The 15,339-nt window shown below is 65.8% G+C and carries 11 protein-coding genes and 5 pseudogenes; 11 read left to right on the forward strand and 5 right to left on the reverse strand.

What is annotated here, in order from left to right:
- Positions 1–129 precede the first annotated feature (129 nt).
- Complete coding sequence (locus ACO1BR_RS24640) at positions 130–1,527, forward strand: NucA/NucB deoxyribonuclease domain-containing protein (RefSeq protein ID WP_426797274.1); 1,398 nt, start codon at positions 130–132, stop codon at positions 1,525–1,527.
- 54 nt (positions 1,528–1,581) lie between these two features.
- On the opposite strand, the gene ACO1BR_RS24645 is transcribed toward ACO1BR_RS24640, so the two are convergent.
- Positions 1,582–2,199 carry an SMI1/KNR4 family protein gene (locus ACO1BR_RS24645; RefSeq protein WP_426797275.1) on the reverse strand — a complete coding sequence of 206 codons (618 nt, stop codon included), beginning with the start codon at positions 2,197–2,199 and terminating at the stop codon, positions 1,582–1,584.
- Positions 2,200–2,493: 294 nt separating this feature from the next.
- Between ACO1BR_RS24645 and ACO1BR_RS24650 the strand changes: the two are divergent.
- Together ACO1BR_RS24650 and ACO1BR_RS24655 are read left to right on the forward strand one after the other, a co-directional pair.
- Positions 2,494–2,817 (forward strand): annotated as a pseudogene (locus ACO1BR_RS24650) (transposase); the annotation flags it as partial.
- A gap of 52 nt (positions 2,818–2,869) precedes the next feature.
- Positions 2,870–4,315, forward strand: a pseudogene (locus ACO1BR_RS24655) (ISAzo13 family transposase); the annotation flags it as partial.
- Between the two features lie 187 nt (positions 4,316–4,502).
- Here ACO1BR_RS24655 and ACO1BR_RS24660 read toward each other — a convergent pair.
- Positions 4,503–5,683 (reverse strand): IS3 family transposase gene (locus ACO1BR_RS24660; protein ID WP_426797276.1). Its coding sequence is split into 2 segments (ribosomal slippage): positions 4,503–5,416 and positions 5,416–5,683, totalling 1,182 coding nucleotides; the frame shifts between segments, so codons are not numbered across the junction.
- Positions 5,684–5,850: 167 nt separating this feature from the next.
- Between ACO1BR_RS24660 and ACO1BR_RS24665 the strand changes: the two are divergent.
- From ACO1BR_RS24665 to ACO1BR_RS24680, 4 genes and pseudogenes are all read left to right on the forward strand, one after another.
- Positions 5,851–6,741, forward strand: a pseudogene (locus ACO1BR_RS24665) (IS701 family transposase); the annotation flags it as partial.
- A gap of 234 nt (positions 6,742–6,975) precedes the next feature.
- The gene (locus ACO1BR_RS24670) at positions 6,976–7,353 is read left to right on the forward strand and encodes a VOC family protein (protein ID WP_426797277.1); all 378 of its coding nucleotides are present in this window, start codon (positions 6,976–6,978) and stop codon (positions 7,351–7,353) included.
- Between the two features lie 183 nt (positions 7,354–7,536).
- Positions 7,537–8,275, forward strand: a pseudogene (locus ACO1BR_RS24675) (IS701 family transposase).
- A 104-nt stretch (positions 8,276–8,379) separates the two neighbouring features.
- Complete coding sequence (locus tag ACO1BR_RS24680; protein ID WP_426797278.1) at positions 8,380–8,709, forward strand: hypothetical protein; 330 nt, start codon at positions 8,380–8,382, stop codon at positions 8,707–8,709.
- 59 nt (positions 8,710–8,768) lie between these two features.
- Here ACO1BR_RS24680 and ACO1BR_RS24685 read toward each other — a convergent pair.
- Both ACO1BR_RS24685 and ACO1BR_RS24690 read right to left on the reverse strand, forming a co-directional pair.
- Positions 8,769–9,011 (reverse strand): annotated as a pseudogene (locus tag ACO1BR_RS24685) (ISNCY family transposase); the annotation flags it as partial.
- 175 nt (positions 9,012–9,186) lie between these two features.
- The gene (locus tag ACO1BR_RS24690; RefSeq protein ID WP_426797279.1) at positions 9,187–10,146 is read right to left on the reverse strand and encodes a polysaccharide lyase; all 960 of its coding nucleotides are present in this window, start codon (positions 10,144–10,146) and stop codon (positions 9,187–9,189) included.
- Between the two features lie 364 nt (positions 10,147–10,510).
- On the opposite strand from ACO1BR_RS24690, the gene ACO1BR_RS24695 reads away from it, so the two are divergent.
- On the forward strand, positions 10,511–11,179 hold the full coding sequence (locus tag ACO1BR_RS24695; protein WP_426797280.1) for a response regulator transcription factor: 669 nt from the start codon (positions 10,511–10,513) through the stop codon (positions 11,177–11,179).
- A complete protein-coding gene (locus ACO1BR_RS24700; protein ID WP_426797281.1) occupies positions 11,176–12,513 on the forward strand; it encodes a sensor histidine kinase in 1,338 nt (445 codons plus the stop codon). The genes ACO1BR_RS24695 and ACO1BR_RS24700 overlap by 4 nt, the downstream gene beginning before the upstream one ends.
- A gap of 383 nt (positions 12,514–12,896) precedes the next feature.
- Here the strand turns inward: ACO1BR_RS24700 and ACO1BR_RS24705 are convergent, their stop codons facing one another.
- A complete protein-coding gene (locus ACO1BR_RS24705) occupies positions 12,897–13,220 on the reverse strand; it encodes a transposase (RefSeq protein ID WP_426797282.1) in 324 nt (107 codons plus the stop codon).
- 33 nt (positions 13,221–13,253) lie between these two features.
- Between ACO1BR_RS24705 and ACO1BR_RS24710 the strand changes: the two genes are divergently transcribed.
- Positions 13,254–13,796 (forward strand): hypothetical protein, encoded by a 543-nt coding sequence (locus ACO1BR_RS24710; protein ID WP_426797283.1) that lies wholly within the window; start codon positions 13,254–13,256, stop codon positions 13,794–13,796.
- Positions 13,783–15,324, forward strand: a complete 1,542-nt coding sequence (locus ACO1BR_RS24715; protein WP_426797284.1) for a terminase large subunit domain-containing protein — start codon at positions 13,783–13,785, stop codon at positions 15,322–15,324. The genes ACO1BR_RS24710 and ACO1BR_RS24715 overlap by 14 nt, the downstream gene beginning before the upstream one ends.
- Positions 15,325–15,339: the final 15 nt, after the last annotated feature.

Genomic DNA, 15,339 nt, shown 5'->3' on the forward strand with positions numbered 1-15,339 from the left:
TCGGACATACGACCCCCTTAGTTACACGAATCTGGAAACGCACACAAACTTCACGATCGAACTGACGTAGCGTATCGCCCACACCGCCACCAGCAACGGAACAGCAACCTCGGTGCACAGGGAGAACGCATGAAGCGACTCAGGCATGTGTTGATCGTCACGGCCATAGCCTTCGGCATCATGGCAGCAGGGGCTCCACCCGGGGTTGCCCAGTCCGAGCCAACACTGTCAGTTACTTCCTATTTATCGGATACATCCAAACGGTCACCTGAAGAAACGTTCAAGCGCCTGAAATTAGGTGCACCACCCAATTCATTGGGACTCACAGAGACCCCCAAGCCCCCCGGGCGTGGCGACGTTAGACGCACCGGCCCAGCAGCATTGGGCAACGAATTTGTTCATGCGGCAACCGGAGACACCTCGGTCTCGCATGGAATATCCCCTCGGGTTGTAGATCCCGTAAAACGGACCATGACGCTCTCCGAGTGCAAGGCACATACAGCGAATGACGCCAGCATGTGGATTGCTTCACGGTTCGCAATGTGCGAATCGCGGTGGTTTGCTGCAGAGTGGAAGAAAAATAACAAGGTTGTCGGCTTCTCACAGATGACCGTCACCGCGATCGGTACCATTCCCGCAGGTTCACGAGATGTACAGTTCGACTACCATTTCTCGGACTTCTACGCCTCTGGGGTCAATGCAATTGACGAGACTCTCGTCGGCCCGGACGCGAATTACGTCATTGTACCGAGCGGGATTAAGCTGAACCAAGGTGGCCTCGACCCTGGCCCTCAGACCGTGGCAAAGCTCAAGAAGGATCCGCACTTCATGATTTCACGTCGCGCGGATCCCGGTCAGGGAATCGCGCCGGATGATGGCATCTGGGCCGTATGGAACATGAAGTTCGAGCCAGAGTATCCGGCGCCTTGGGCGGAGACAAATCCTGTGGCTGACTGGAAGTTCTCCTCCTTCGGTATCCGATGGGATAATTCCGCCTACCTGCCGAATTACAACCCGGCTGACGTGCTCCACACGGGAGGAGCAACGTTCAGCTACGATGTTTCGCCTTTGCGATACAGCACGGCTGCAACCTCAGAAGAGAAGGGGGTCGCCCTGCACGTCAAGAAGGCGTTTAGCCAGCCACAGAGCACTATGCCGAAGAACCCTTCCAAAAAGGTAGCCGGGCAAAGCGCGTCCGACCCCCTGCACCGCCTACAAAAGGGACTCGGACAAACCAACCTCAATCGATATAACGCAAATCGCCGGGAAGCCGTCAAGGTATGCACAAGCGTGGACCCCGATTACGCAAAGAAGGGTCTGGAATGTGATGAGTATCCGTTCGCATCCACTTACGAGGGGTCGGCCCAGTCCATCTACGAACCGGCCAAGCCGAAAAATAACTTCTCGGCCCTCGCTATTCCTGCAGCAGAGAACGGAAAGGGCGGATCTCAGCTAGCGACGTACTACAACAACAATCGGATAATCGACGGAGATAAAGACGAGTTCTACGTGATCATTATTCCGTAGAACTCTTCCGTGGCGCCCGTTAAAGCGGGCGCCTCGATCGGGATACAGGTCGGATTAGAATTCCCACTCGACTATTCCTGTCGGAGCAAAAAGAGCAGCACACCCGTTACGCGTCAGGTGCGGGTCCGATTCTCTGTAACTCCCTGCCGGCGAGCCCGTTTCTAGAGCGTCTGCGACGTCTGACCACATCTCCACCACAGAGCCCCATACTGGGCTTCCGAAATGCCCGTCTACGTTACCCCACGCAACGATGCAGCCATGCAGATCTCCAGGACGTAGGTCCACTACGAGCAAATCACCTGTGGTGTCATCCCCGACGGGAAAGAAGTACTTACTGTACCCCTGGATTGCCGCTCCAGCCGTCGACTCGTTGTTGCTCGGAGAGTCGCCCGATATCTCAAGCTTCCTTCTCCACAGTTCGGTTGCACGCAGCAGGCTCACCGGAAGATACATTGGAGGAAGCAACAGCCCCGCCCGTGGATCAGGTTCCACTCCGCCGGTAAGTGACAGTAACTCCACTAGGCATTCAGGGAAAACCAGGCCCATGGTCCGCTGGGCAGAATCAATCTGTTCCCGGGAGGCGGGTGGCCGGAGGCAGCGTGCCGAAGCTGGAGCGCGGTCTTCTAGTAGCTGGCGCACCCTTGACCATGTTGTGGACACTGACGTTGTCATGCTTCCATCCTGCCTCTAATTGGCGGCGATGCCCTACGGTTGTCACGCGCTGGCCGATTTCGGCAAGAGGCCGGCCTGATCGGCGGTATCACACGGTCAACTGACTATGTGAGCGGCCCCCTAATACTCCAGCTGCAGTTCGCTATTGCCGCTGGTCAGCGGCGTCTTCTTGAGCATAGTGAGCTGACGTTCCGTCATGTGGCGGTTGTTCGTGACCGGTCGCGCTTGATCGCTATTGTACTGATCATGCAAGACGATGTGCGGCCCGATGTGTGGGCGGGGGAGCTTGAGGAGGTGCTGCTGCGGGTCGGTCATCGGTTCGGCCGGGCTGATCTGCGGCGGCGGATGCGCGCGTACGTGCATGGCCTGTTGGGTCCGGTGGGCAGGAAGAACAGCTGGCAGCTCGCTGAACACGTAGGTCACAGCACACCTCATGGGCTTCAGAATCTCCTGAATCGGGCGCGGTGGGACGCGGACGGGGTCCGTGATGATGTGCAGGCATACGTCGCCGAGCAGCTCGGAGAGGACGACGGTGTCCTCGTGATCGATGAGACGGGATTCCTCAAGAAGGGCACCACGTCGGCTGGGGTGCAACGGCAGTACTCAGGCACAGCCGGGGCCTGTATTTCAATTACTGCTCGGTGCACGGGTGTTGGCAGGATAATGAGGTGTGACTGCGCGTACGGCCGCTCGGGCTTCAGTTGTGGCTTTGAGGGCGAAGTTCGATCAGTTCCTTCCCCATCTCGACGAGCGGCGCCGTCGGATCTACCTTGCCAGCGAGGCCGCCGCGCTTGGCCATGGCGGGATCACGCTGGTGGCCGCCGCTTCTGGGGCCAGTGCGGCCACCATCGCACGCGGGATCGCCGAGCTGTCCGGGCACCCTTTGCCAGCCGGGCGGATTCGGGCTCCAGGAGCCGGCCGTAAGCCGGTGACGGTCACCGACCCCGGTCTGCTGCCCGCGCTTGAAGCTCTGATCGAGCCGCACACCCGGGGCGATCCGGTCTCGCCGTTGCGCTGGACCACGCTCTCCCTGCGGTCCCTCGCCTCAACGCTGACCACTCAGGGCCACCCGGTCAGCGCGGCGACCGTTGGACGCCTGCTGCACACCCTCGGATACAGCCTGCAGGGCACCGCCAAGACCACAGAAGGTGCCAGTCATCCGGACCGGGATGCTCAGTTCACGCACATCAACGCCACTGCCGCGGCCTTCCTCGAAGACAACCAGCCGGTGATCAGCGTGGACACCAAGGCCAAAGAGTGGCTCGGCAACCGCGACCGACCCGGCCGCACCTGGCGGCCGGGCAAGAACCCCATCCGTGTGGACTGCCACACGTTCACCACCAGCGACCAGCCCGTCGTCATCCCCTACGGGATCTACGACATCGCTCGCAACACCGGCTGGGTCAACGTCGGGACCGACCACGACACGGGCGAGTTCGCGGTGGAATCCATCCGCCGCTGGTGGCAGCAGCGCAGACGGAAGGACCACCCGGACGCCGGCCGGCTGCTGATCACCGCCGACTGCGGTGGTTCCAACGACCCCCGCCGCTGGACATGGAAGAAGCACCTCGCCGCCTTCGCCCTGGAAAGCGGACTGGAGATCACGGTCTGCCACTTCCCACCCGGAACATCGAAATGGAACAAGATCGAACACCGGATGTTCTGCCACATCACCGCGAACTGGCGAGGCAGGCCCCTGACCAGCTACCAGGTCGTCATCGAGACCATCGCCGCCACGACCACTCGCACCGGGCTCAGAATCGGAGCCGAACTCGACACCGGCCGATATGACCTGGGCACCACAGTCCCCTCCGCCGAGTTCCACGCCCTGCCAATCACACCCCACACCTTCCACGGCGACTGGAACTACACCCTGGCACCGGTCGCACCCCGGCACCCCGAGCCGACACCGAGCCGACAACAAATCGATCCCACCCTGACCGCGATGCTCACCGACCCGGCCCTGACCGGCATGTCACGCGCCGCCTTCGACCACCTGGTCGCCATCTCGGAACCATACTGGGACGCCCTGGCCGAGGCGGCATTCCAACGACGCTTCCACCGCCCACGCAGCTACCTCCACCCGCAGACCAGCAGCCTCAACCACTACCACCGCCTGCTGACTGCCTTGTTACGCCGCCGCAGAGCCGTCACCAGCACACTTCTGGCCCAGCTCCTGAATGTCGGCCGCACCAACCTGTCCAACCAGTTCCAAGACGGCCACCGTCTCCTAGACCTGCACCGCGTCGCAGTCACTCCGCTACCCGGAACGGGGCTTTCCCCTTGATCGTGGACACCGGTTGTCATGCGGCGGCGGCCAGCGTAGTTGATCGCTGCTCGTAGGCGATCGGGCTGATCTGGCCAAGGCGGGAGTGCCGTCGCCGGGTGTTGTAGCGGGTCGCCCAGCGGAAGACCGCGAGGCGAGCCTCACGGGCCCCGTTCCACCGCTTCCGTCCCTGGAGCGTCTCGCGTTTCATGGTCGCGTTGAGGCTCTCCGCGGCGGCGTTGTCCGCGCTCGTGCCCACCGCGCCGCGTGACCTGGTCACGCCGAGCTCCGAGCAGACCAGGGCGAACTCCTTCGACACATATTGCGCCCCGTTGTCGCTGTGGAAAATCGCCCCGCGCAGACCGCCGGCGCCGCGGGCCGCCGCGGCGGCCCTGAGCGCGTCGGTGACCAGGGAGGTGCGCATGTGGTCGGCGATCGACCAGCCTGCCAGCCTCTTCGAGTGCAGGTCCAACACCGTTGCCAGATAAAGGAATTGGCCATTTCCGACAGGGAGGTAGGTGATGTCTCCCACGTACTTGGTGTTCGGCGCCTGGGCGGTGAAGTCGCGCCGCAGCAGGTCCGGCACCGGCGTCGCCGACGGCTCGGGAATGGTGGTGCGCACCTTCTTGCGCAGGTGCAGCCCGACGATGCGGAATTTGCGCATGACGCGCTCGACACGCTTGTGGTTGACCGGCCTCCCGGCGTCCTTCAGCTCGGCGGTGACGCGCGGGACCCCGTAGGTGCCGTCCGATTCCCGGTGGATCCGGGCGATGCGCTCGGCGAGCTCGGCGTCCGCCCTTGTCCGGCCGGCCCGTGCTTCCGCGCCGGCCAGCCACTGGTAGAAGCCGGACCGAGAGACCTGCAGCATCCGGCACAGCCGCTTGACGCCGAAGGCGTCACGGTGATCGTCGACGAACTGGAAGCGGCTGCTCACCAGTTGGTCTCCGCCGCAAAATACTTCGCGGCCCTCCGAAGGATCTCCCGCTCGAGTTCGAGTTCCTTGACCCGCGCCCGCAGCTGCCGGTTCTCCTTCTCCATCGCGGTGGCCTCCACGGCCCCGGGCCGGGCGGCCTGCTCGGCATCCCGCACCCAGGTGCGGAGCGTCTCGTGGTTGACGCCCAGGTCCTTGGCCACCGACGCATACGTACCACCCGGCCTCGAGTGGTACAGCGCGACGGCATCGGCCCGGAACTCAGGCGAGTACTTCGACGTCCCCAACGGGAACTCCTGTCCTATGGATCATCACGATCCAATGATCAGGGTGTCCACGATCAAGGGGAAACGCCCCCCGGAACCCCGGCCCGCACCCTCGCCCAACTACACGCCCGCCTACCGTCACGCGACGACACCTGCACAGATCAACTCTGACAGTTATTCAGGCGCAAACCCCCGGCCGTACCGAGAACTGCCAGGTAGCGGTTTTCGCCGCGTACGCGTCTTCGCGGGGCCGGACGTTGGTGGACCGGGAGTTGTATCTGCCGAAGTCGTGGACGTCTGACCGGGAGCGATGCCAGGCGGCGAAGGTGCCCGACGGGCGTGGTTTCGCCACCAAGACTGAGCTGGCCCGGGTGCTGGTTGCCAGAGCACTGTCCTCGCCGCTGGCCTTTGCCTGGGTGACTGCGGACGCGCTCTACGGCCAGGACGGGCACTTCCGCCGCATGCTCGAAGAAGCCGGACTCGGATACGTCGTCGCGGTCCCGAAATCACAGCAGGTCAAGTCCCTGGCTGGGTGCTGGCGCATCGACCAGCTCATCGGCGATGCTCCCGACGAAGCCTGGGAACGACTGTCCTGCGGTGACGGCGCGAAGGGCCCGCGCGTCTATGACTGGGCAGGGGCACAACTGCCGGCCGTCCCGTTCTACGGCGAAGACGAGCCCTCCCACCACCGGTGGATGTTGGCCCGACGCAGCATCGCCCGCCCTGACGAGATCGCCTACTACCTTGCCTACGCGCCCACTGGCACCACCGTCGACAAGCTGGTCCGAGTAGCCGGCAGTCGCTGGGCCATCGAGTCGTGTTTCCAGAGCGCGAAGAACGAGTGCGGCCTGGACCAGTACGAAGTCCGCCGCTATCCCGCCTGGTACCGGCACATCACCCTGGCCATGCTCGCCCACGCCTTCCTCGCAACGATGGCCGCCCACGCCGGGGAGGAAAGGGGGGCCGCAGAAACGGATCATCCCTCATCCCCCTCACGCTGGCAGAAGTCCGCAGGCTGCTGGCAGCTTGCCGCCCCGGGGCAAGTCACAACCACCGGCATCACGCCAGTCACGCCTTGAAATGGTCCCGCTGGCGTCGCCACCACCAGGCCACTGCCAGGCGCTGCCACTACAGACGCCGCGCGACCGGTCACGAACAACCGCCACATGACGGCACGTCAGCTCACTATGCCCAAGAAGACGCCTCTGACCAGCGGCAATAGCGAACTGCAACTGGAGTACTAATACTCCAGCTGTAGATCGTGATCAGGCTCGTTCGAGGCCGGTGCGCGGTGCTGCTCTACGCTGCCCTTCATGATCGCCCAGCTGCAGTGTGTGGTGTTGGACTGTGCCGATGTCGTTGAGCTGTCCCGGTTCTACCAGTCGCTTCTCGGCGGTGTGGTGAACCAGCCGGATCCGCGGTGGTCGCTTGACGACGATTGGGCGACGCTCCACACCGACGGTGGGTTCGTGCTGGCCTTCCAGCGGGTGGAAGACCATCAGCCACCGCGGTGGCTGGATCCCGTTCGGCCCCAGCAGTTCCACCTCGACCTGGGGGTCAAGGACCTGGACCAAGCTCAGGAAGATGTCCTCAATCTGGGCGCCACGCTGCTCGATGAGGGTGACGGAAAGCGGAGTTGGCGCGTCTTCGCGGATCCGGCAGGACACCCGTTCTGTCTCGTCCGGGGCTGACAGGAGGCACCACAGGGGTGCGGCCACCGTTGATCATCGTGAGTTGTGTGGACTGACGAAGAGACGGTGGCCGCGGCTCACAGCATAGATCCGGGCCGTTGGCGGAAGACGTTCGAGGTGGCCGTGGGCCGTATCGCGGGCCGGTTCGCCCGGGTCGAACCCCGGCTGCGGGCCAGGCGGTTGGTGCTGGGACTGCTGTCGGAGCTGCCACGCAAGAACTGCTGGACGATTGCGGAGTGGGCCGGCGAGAAGACCCCGTATGGCATGCAGCATCTGCTGTGCCGGGCGTCCTGGGACGCCGATGCCGTGCGCGACGATGTGCGCGAGTATGTCGTCGAGCATCTCCGTGACGATGCGGCGGTGCTGGTCGTGGACGAGACCGGCGAAGAAGGGCACCCGCACCGTCGGTGTCCAACGCCAGTACACCGGCACTGCCGGCCGGATCGAGAACTCCCAGGTCGCCGTCTATCTCGTCCATGCAGCCGAGCGAGGGCACGCGGCGGTGGACCGGGAGTTGTACGTCCCGCGCTCGTGGACCTCAGACCCGGATCGATGCCGGGCGGCCGGGCTGAGCGAGGCCACGGTGTTCGCGACCAAGCCGGAGCTGGCCCGCACGACGATCGAACGGTTCTTGGACGCCGGGCATCACATCGGCTGGGTGACCGGCGACGAGGTCTACGGCTCCAATCCGAAGCTGAGGGCGGTCCTGGAAAAGCGCGGTCTGAGCTACGTCCTCGCGGTGGCCTGTTCAGCTGAAGTGCCCACCGGCGCAGGAAAGTTCCGCGCCGACACGCTGGCCGGGAACTCCCGAAGCGGGCCTGGCAGAAACTATCCGCCGGACGAGGCGCGAAGGGACACCGCTACTACGACTGGGCCGTCATCGACCTCACCGACCCGGCACCGGGCCACCGTCACCTGCTGATCCGACGCAACCGCACTACCGGCGAACTTGCCTACTACCGTTGCCATTCCACCAGGCCAGTCCCGTTGCGCACACTGGTCCGGACGGCCGGATCCAGGTGGCAGGTGGAGGAGACCTTCCAGACCAAGAAGGGCCTGGCCGGACTCGATGAACACCAGGTCCGCCGCTACCCGTCCTGGAGCCACTGGGGCACCCTCGCCATGCTCGCTCATGCCTTCCTCGCTGTCGTCCGCGCAGACGAACACGCACGCCGCACCGGACCGGACGACCTGGCTCCGCTGACCTGCAACGAGATCCAGCACCTGTTTCTCGCTGCCACCGTCCGACCGCTGAACGACCTCGTACACCGACTCAGCTGGTCCGACTGGCCACGCCGCCACCAGGCACGATCACAGTCCAGCCACTACCGCCGACAAGCCGCAACCCAGACATGAAGATCACAAACTACAGCTGGAGTATCGCTATCTGGCTTGGTCAAAGGCGTCGTCGGAAGTGTAGTGGCCTGTTCGTTGGCCGCGGTGCCAAAGCCACGGTCGGCGACGACCGTGCCTGGTGGGTGGCCGGTCAGTGTGGTGATGCGCTCCACCGACGACACCAGCTGCGGTGCGTCGGGGGGCCCGTGCTGGACCTGGTGGTCGACGACGAAGCCGCGTTCGTCTTCGGCCACCAGTGCCGTGTAGCCGAACTGGGTGGGGTGCTGGGGCTTGCCCTTGCGGATCGGCCGGGCATCGGGATCATCCGACGACGAACACCACCTGTCCTTCGCCCGCTGCCGAGCTGGCCGCCAACCTGGCCAGCTCCGCTGCCTCTTCCTCACGCCCGTTAGACATTGCCCCACTGGATACGGCATTGCCCTGCTACCTCTGCTTGATCTACGGCTGGCTGTTGGTCCGATGTACGGGTTCTGGAGGTCAGTGGGGGGCGACGTCCTTGTAGCTCGCCGGGCCTTGCGCGGTGCGGATGGCGTCGTCGTAGACGGTGATCGGCTTGGTCGCGGCGGTGTCCTGGCGGTACTTGGCTGCGTTGAACGACTTCCAGTCCGGGTGGTAGATGCCGATCTTGAAGTAGGGGCCCTGCTTGTTGTTGTACTCGTCCGGACCGGTGTAGTTGACCTTCTGGTGCCCGTCCTGCCACAGCTGCACCAGCCCGTCACTGTTGTGGGACCACTTGGCGTGCAGCACGAAGTCGACCCACACGCCCTTCTTGATGGACCCCAGGTTGAAGGTCCGTGTGCCCTTACCAGCCCCCTTGAAGTCCGGGCCCTGCGTGTTCCAGTGCATCTTCAGCCGCCACTGATTTCCTTGGACGGACAAGGCGACAGGTGGCTGGCCCGTTCCGTCACCCGCGGTCCTTGCGGTGTCGACGAGGGCGTGCCATTGGGCGAGGATGTTGCCTTGCGGGTCGTTCTGCCAGGTGGGGGGCAGGTAGATGCTGAAGCCGTACCAGTCCTCCGAGCCCATCGGCACGGGCGGTCGGGCGACCTCCGAGCGGAAGCTGCCCAGTTGATGCGGGACCGTGGCCTGCAGTGCGTGGTGGCCGTCCCGGGTCGGCGAGGAGACGCGCTGGAGCAACCCGCCCGGCTGCTGTTCCAGCTGCGTCAGGGACAGCTTGCGTCGGCTGTCGGTGCTGTCGTTGATGGCCGTCTTCCAACCGTTGTCAGCTTGCTGCTCGAACCCGTCGTAGAAGACCCCCGAACCTTGCGTCGAGCCCTTCGAACCCCCTTCCGCCGAGGTGCCTGCGGCTGTGGCGGCGGAGGAAGTGTTGGCCTGGGCGCCGGAGCCGGCGTTCTTCCCCGTGCACGCCGACGCGGTCAGCCCCACGGCCAGGGCCAGGGTCACCGACCAGACGCGGCTCTTCGTCGAGATCATCATTCGCCTTCCTGTCATTGATTTCATTGGGTGCCTCCCATGCGGGCCTGTTGCCTCACGGCCCGTTTCGCGGGGCCGACGCGAGGGCGATCACCGGCGACGCGCACGTGTCACGCCGGCGGCCATCGCGGCTGAAGCAGACCCAGCTGATGCCTCCGGCACGTCGGCGGGAAGGCGAGACCAGGCTGTGGTTTCAAGGCGCCTGGCTGAATGCGGCGCACGGCCACGGTCGCCGACGGCGGTGATAGGCCGGTCGTACACGTCATGGATGCAGTGTTTCGGCGGAAACCTGAACGTACCCTGACCAGCCGACCGGGCCCGCCCTCGCGCATATCGGCTTCACAGGCAGCCGGGTGATACTGCGGGTATGACCGAACCGACGGTGCTGGTCGTCGAGGACGACCACGGGCTGCGCGAGGTGCTGGCCCGGGGGCTGCGCGAGGAGTCCTTCGCGGTGCGCACCGCAGCCGACGGCGCCATGGCGCTGCGCAGCATCGATCCGGGTGTGGACGCGGTGGTGCTGGACGTGGGGCTGCCGGATGCGGATGGCCGTGATGTGTGTCAGGCCATGCGCGCCGCGGGGGTGACCGCTCCTGTGGTATTCCTCACGGCCCACGACGTCATTACCGACCGGCTGGCGGGTTTCTCAGCCGGCGGTGACGACTATCTGGGCAAGCCCTGCCACGTGGCCGAGCTCGCCGCGCGCCTGCGCGCCGCATTGCAGCGCACCGGCCGCGGCGCCCAGCCGCAGACGCCGGCGCTGAAGCTGGACCCGGTCACCCACGCCCTGTGCCCCGCGGAGGGGGCGCAGGTGCCGTTGACGCCGACGGAGTTCCGGCTGCTGGCCTGCCTGATGTCTGCTCCGGGTGCCGCCGTGCGCAGACGGGTTCTGGTGCGCGCGGGCTGGCCCGAAGGCGCCTACGTGAGCGACAACACGCTCGATCAATACCTGCTGCGGCTGCGCCGCAAGCTGCGCCGGGCGTGCGGCACGCACGGCATCGACACCGTACGCGGTGTGGGCTACCGCTTCACATGAACGCACCCCGCCTTCACCGGCCATCGACGCTGCGCGGCCGTCTCGCGCTGCTCGCACTGGCCATCGCCGCGATCTTGATAGCGGTCCCCATCGCCACCTTCAACCTGGTCCTCCACGGCCAGCTGGGCCACCAGATCGAGCAGCAGCTGCGCACGCGAGCCACCGCCGTTGCCTCGACTGTGACCGCGCATGCAGACGGGACCATCACCGTGCGGCAGACCCCGAACGACGCCGTCGCGGACCGCATCGGGTGGATTTACCAGGGCACCACCAACATCGAACGCCCCCATGCCACCGCGGCGCTCCAACGTGCCGCCGACTCCATGGCCGGTGCCGGCAGACGATACGAGAACGTCGCAGGCTCACGCCTGTTCGCACTGCCGCTGAACCACAGCGGGCACCAGGTCGGCACCGTGGTCACCCAAGTGAGCCTGGAATCCTACAACTTCACCACCCGCACCGTCCTGGCCGGCTCGGTAACGCTCGCGCTGCTGCTCCCCGCCTGCGTCTACTGGCTCGCACGCATGATCGTCGGACGAGCCCTGCGCCCGGTCACCGCGATGAGCGCCAGCGCCGCCCAGCACAGCGAAGACGGCATCACAAAACGCTTCAGCACCCACAGCCGCCCCGCAGAACTGGCGGAAGTGGGTGGCCACCTCGACACGCTCCTGGAGAAACAGGCCGCAGTCCTGCGCCACGAGAAGCAACTGACCGCCGAACTCTCCCACGAACTGCGCACCCCCCTCGCGCGCATCTGCGCCGAAACCGAATGGCTCACCGCCCACCCCCGCAGCAACGCCGAGCAACAAGCCTCCCACCAAGCGATCGCCGACGCGGCAGAGCGCATGCGGCAGATCTGCCGAACCCTGCTGACCGAGGCCCGCTCCGGCACCGTAGGGCCCGGCCGGTGCCAAGCCCGGGAAGTCCTCGAAGCCCTCGCACAGCGCGCCCGCAGCGAACACCCCGACGCACCCCCGATCACGGTTCACGGCGCGGCCGTGACGGTGGGCGTCCCGGCCCCGCTGCTGGAACGCATCCTGACACCGCTGCTGGACAACGCCCGCCGCTACGCCACGACCCAAGTGACACTCGAATACACGGCTGGGGAGAACGGGGTCGAGATCACGGTCGCCGACGACGGACCCGGCGTCTCCCACGCCGTGTCGTCGCAGATCTTCGAACCCGGCTACCGCGCCGATCCACAAGACGGCCACGACGGCGCGGGCCTGGGACTCGCCCTCTCTCGCCGCCTGGCCCGCGCCGTCGACGGCGACCTCACCCTCGACACCACCACGACCGGCGCGCGCTTCATGATCCGCCTCCCCGCCAAGTGAATACCAGGCTTCGGGTACACCCGGGCCACATCGGACACGCACCAGACATCACGCCACGACGCCTGCCCGGACTCACGCTTCCGGCGCCCTGGCTCCGCTCACCGTGGCAGAAGTCCGCCGGCTCCTGGCAGCTTGCCGCCCCGGGGCAAGTCACAACCACCGGCATCACGCCAGTCATGCCTTGAAATGGTCCCGCTGGCGGCGCCACCACCAGGCCACTGCCAGGCGCTGCCACTACAGACGCCGCGCGACCGGTCACGAACAACCGCCACATGACGGCACGTCAGCTGACTATGCTCAAGAAGACGCCTCTGACCAGCGGCAATAGCGAACTGCAACTGGAGTACTAACTTGACTCTGCCGGGGATCTTGGATGGTCGGGCTCAGGTACCGAGGGTTCGCCAGGACTTCGGCCGGCGGATGTCGTTCTGATTCAGGAAGGTCTGCAAGGCGGTCGACGGTCTCGGTGAAGAGTCTTCCTCGGTCACTGACCGGCCGCTGAGGCGCTCGATGTTCACGGCGATGGCCGTGAGTACGTCTTGCAGGTGGGCTTTCGGCTGTCCTCGGTAGCGGCAGTGGCGCATGCCGTGTCCGTGGGCGAACTCGTTGATGGTGCCCTCCACTCCGGAGCAAACCGCGTAGCGGGCCTTCCACTCGGGTGTCTGCCCGAGCGGCCGCCGCGGTCGGCTCTTTGAGTCAGGGATCATGGTTACGAGGCGCGGGGCCCGGGAGTTGAGTTCATGGGCCGCCCCAACCGCGCTACTCGGGCTGCCATCACCCAGCGCCGCGCCGACGCCATCGACCTTAAACTGGCCGGCGTCGATTGGCTGACGATCGGCCGCAAGCTCGCCGCCGACCCAGCGATCAATTCTGATGGTGTCGCGTACCCGCAGGGGTACGGCATCGACAAGTACAAGCGCGGCCAGGAGCCCCCAACGGACAAGCGGCTCATCGAGCTTGCCTGCAAGGACGTCTCCAAGGCCCTCGCTGAGCGCACCACCGCTCTCGACGAGAGTGCGGATGAGCTGCGGCAGCTCATGGTGGAGCGACTGGAACGACTGTTCTTCGGTGTCTACCGGGCCGCGATCCGCAACGGCGACTATCAGGCCGTCGACCGCGCGGTGCGGATCATTGAGCGCAGCAGCCGTCTTCTCGGTCTGGACCGGCCTGCTCGCACTGAACTGTCCGGGCCGGACGGCGGTGCCGTCCAAGTAGAGACCACGGGCCTGGAGGAGTTGGAGCGTTTGATCACCCTCGCCGGTGGCGAGGGTGGGCAGGGCTGACGAGGCGGCTGTCCTCGCTCTCTACCGGACGCTTCCTGCCCAGCGCCGTCGTGAGATAGCAGCCGCCTCCAGCCCTGAACTGCGCGCCCGCCTTGTGCGCATCGAGCGCGAGCTGGCCATGGACCGCTCACCGGGCGCGATGGCCGCCGTGCTCACCGGCGGCTGGGAGATGCAGGCCCCGCACCTGGGCCTGATCGACGCTGCCTTCGAGCAGGTCGCTGCCGGGAAGCCGACCAGGCTGCTGTTGACGATGCCACCGCGGCACGGCAAGAGCCGCAGGGCCGCCAGGTGGGCGCCCCTGTGGTACCTGCGCCGCCGCCCCGAGCACCGGGTGATGATCGCCTCCTACTCCTCCGATCTGGCTGACGATCACGGCCGGTGGATCCGGGACGCGATCCTCACCTACAGCCCGCAGCTCGGGATCAGCCTTCGTCCCGGTTCCAGCGCCGCGAACCGCTTCGATCTCGTCGGCACGGAGGGCGGCGCGGTCATGGCGGGCGTCGGTGGCGGCCTCACCGGCAAGGGCGCACACCTCGCGGTCGTCGACGACCCGATCAAGGACGCGGCCGAAGCGTCCTCGCCCACCATGCGGAAACGTCTGTGGGAGTGGTGGCAGGCCGTCCTCCTGACCCGTATCGAGCCCGGCGGCTCGGTGATCTTGATCCAGACCCGCTGGGACGAGGACGACCTTGCCGGACGCGTCCTTGCCGAGGAAAGCGACCGCTGGACCGTCATCGACCTGCCCGCCCTGGCGCTATCCGATAACGACGCTCTGGGCCGGCCGTTGGGCGCGGCCCTGTGGCCGGAGCGGTACAACGCCGCCGCGCTCGCCGAGATCCGCCGCTCCGTCGGTGAACGCGTGTGGTGGAGCCTGTACATGCAGCAGCCGCGCCCGCAGGACGGCGGCGTGTGGCAGTGGCCGTGGATCACCAACAACCGCCTCAGCGCAGCCCAACTCCGCGGCATCGACCTCGCCCGCATCGTCGTCGCCGTCGACCCGGCAGGCGGCGGGTCCGCCGTCGGCGACGAGACCGGCATCGTGGCCGCAGCCTCCGATCGCAACGGCCACCTCTACGTCCTCGACGATCGTTCCGGCAACCGCGGCGCCGATGCGTGGGGTCGCGAAGCGTGCCTGCTGGCGATCGATCTGCGCGCGGATGCGATCGTGGTGGAGAGCAACTACGGCGGCGACATGTCCCGCCAGATCCTCCAGCAGGCATGGCAGGAACTCCAGCGCGAGCAGCGCACCGAGAGCATGCTCATGCCCGCCGTACTGCCCATGACCGCCAAGCACGGCAAGAGACTGAGGGCCGAACCCATAGCCCAACTCTACGAACAGGGCAGAGTCCACCACATCGGGGAGTGGCCGGCTCTGGAGCAGCAGATGGTCACTTGGGTCGCCGGCATGGACTCTCCGGACCGTATGGACGCCGCCGTGCACGCGCTCACGCAGCTCGCCGATCCCGTCCACGGCACGGGGCTGTCCTCTGCGCCGTATTCAGACGGACGGCTTCATGGCCGTCGATAGGCCCGCGATCAGGGA

It is taken from the genome of Streptomyces sp. YGL11-2 (assembly GCF_050054615.1).
GTDB lineage: Bacteria > Actinomycetota > Actinomycetes > Streptomycetales > Streptomycetaceae > Streptomyces.

Coding starts and splice junctions, on each gene's coding strand:
- ACO1BR_RS24690 (WP_426797279.1), bottom strand. CDS start 10,146: ATGATGATCTCGACGAAGAGCCGCGTCTGGTCGGTGACCCTGGCCCTG.
- ACO1BR_RS24710 (WP_426797283.1), top strand. CDS start 13,254: ATGGGCCGCCCCAACCGCGCTACTCGGGCTGCCATCACCCAGCGCCGC.
- ACO1BR_RS24640 (WP_426797274.1), top strand. CDS start 130: ATGAAGCGACTCAGGCATGTGTTGATCGTCACGGCCATAGCCTTCGGC.
- ACO1BR_RS24695 (WP_426797280.1), top strand. CDS start 10,511: ATGACCGAACCGACGGTGCTGGTCGTCGAGGACGACCACGGGCTGCGC.
- ACO1BR_RS24645 (WP_426797275.1), bottom strand. CDS start 2,199: ATGACAACGTCAGTGTCCACAACATGGTCAAGGGTGCGCCAGCTACTA.
- ACO1BR_RS24700 (WP_426797281.1), top strand. CDS start 11,176: ATGAACGCACCCCGCCTTCACCGGCCATCGACGCTGCGCGGCCGTCTC.
- ACO1BR_RS24670 (WP_426797277.1), top strand. CDS start 6,976: ATGATCGCCCAGCTGCAGTGTGTGGTGTTGGACTGTGCCGATGTCGTT.
- ACO1BR_RS24705 (WP_426797282.1), bottom strand. CDS start 13,220: ATGATCCCTGACTCAAAGAGCCGACCGCGGCGGCCGCTCGGGCAGACA.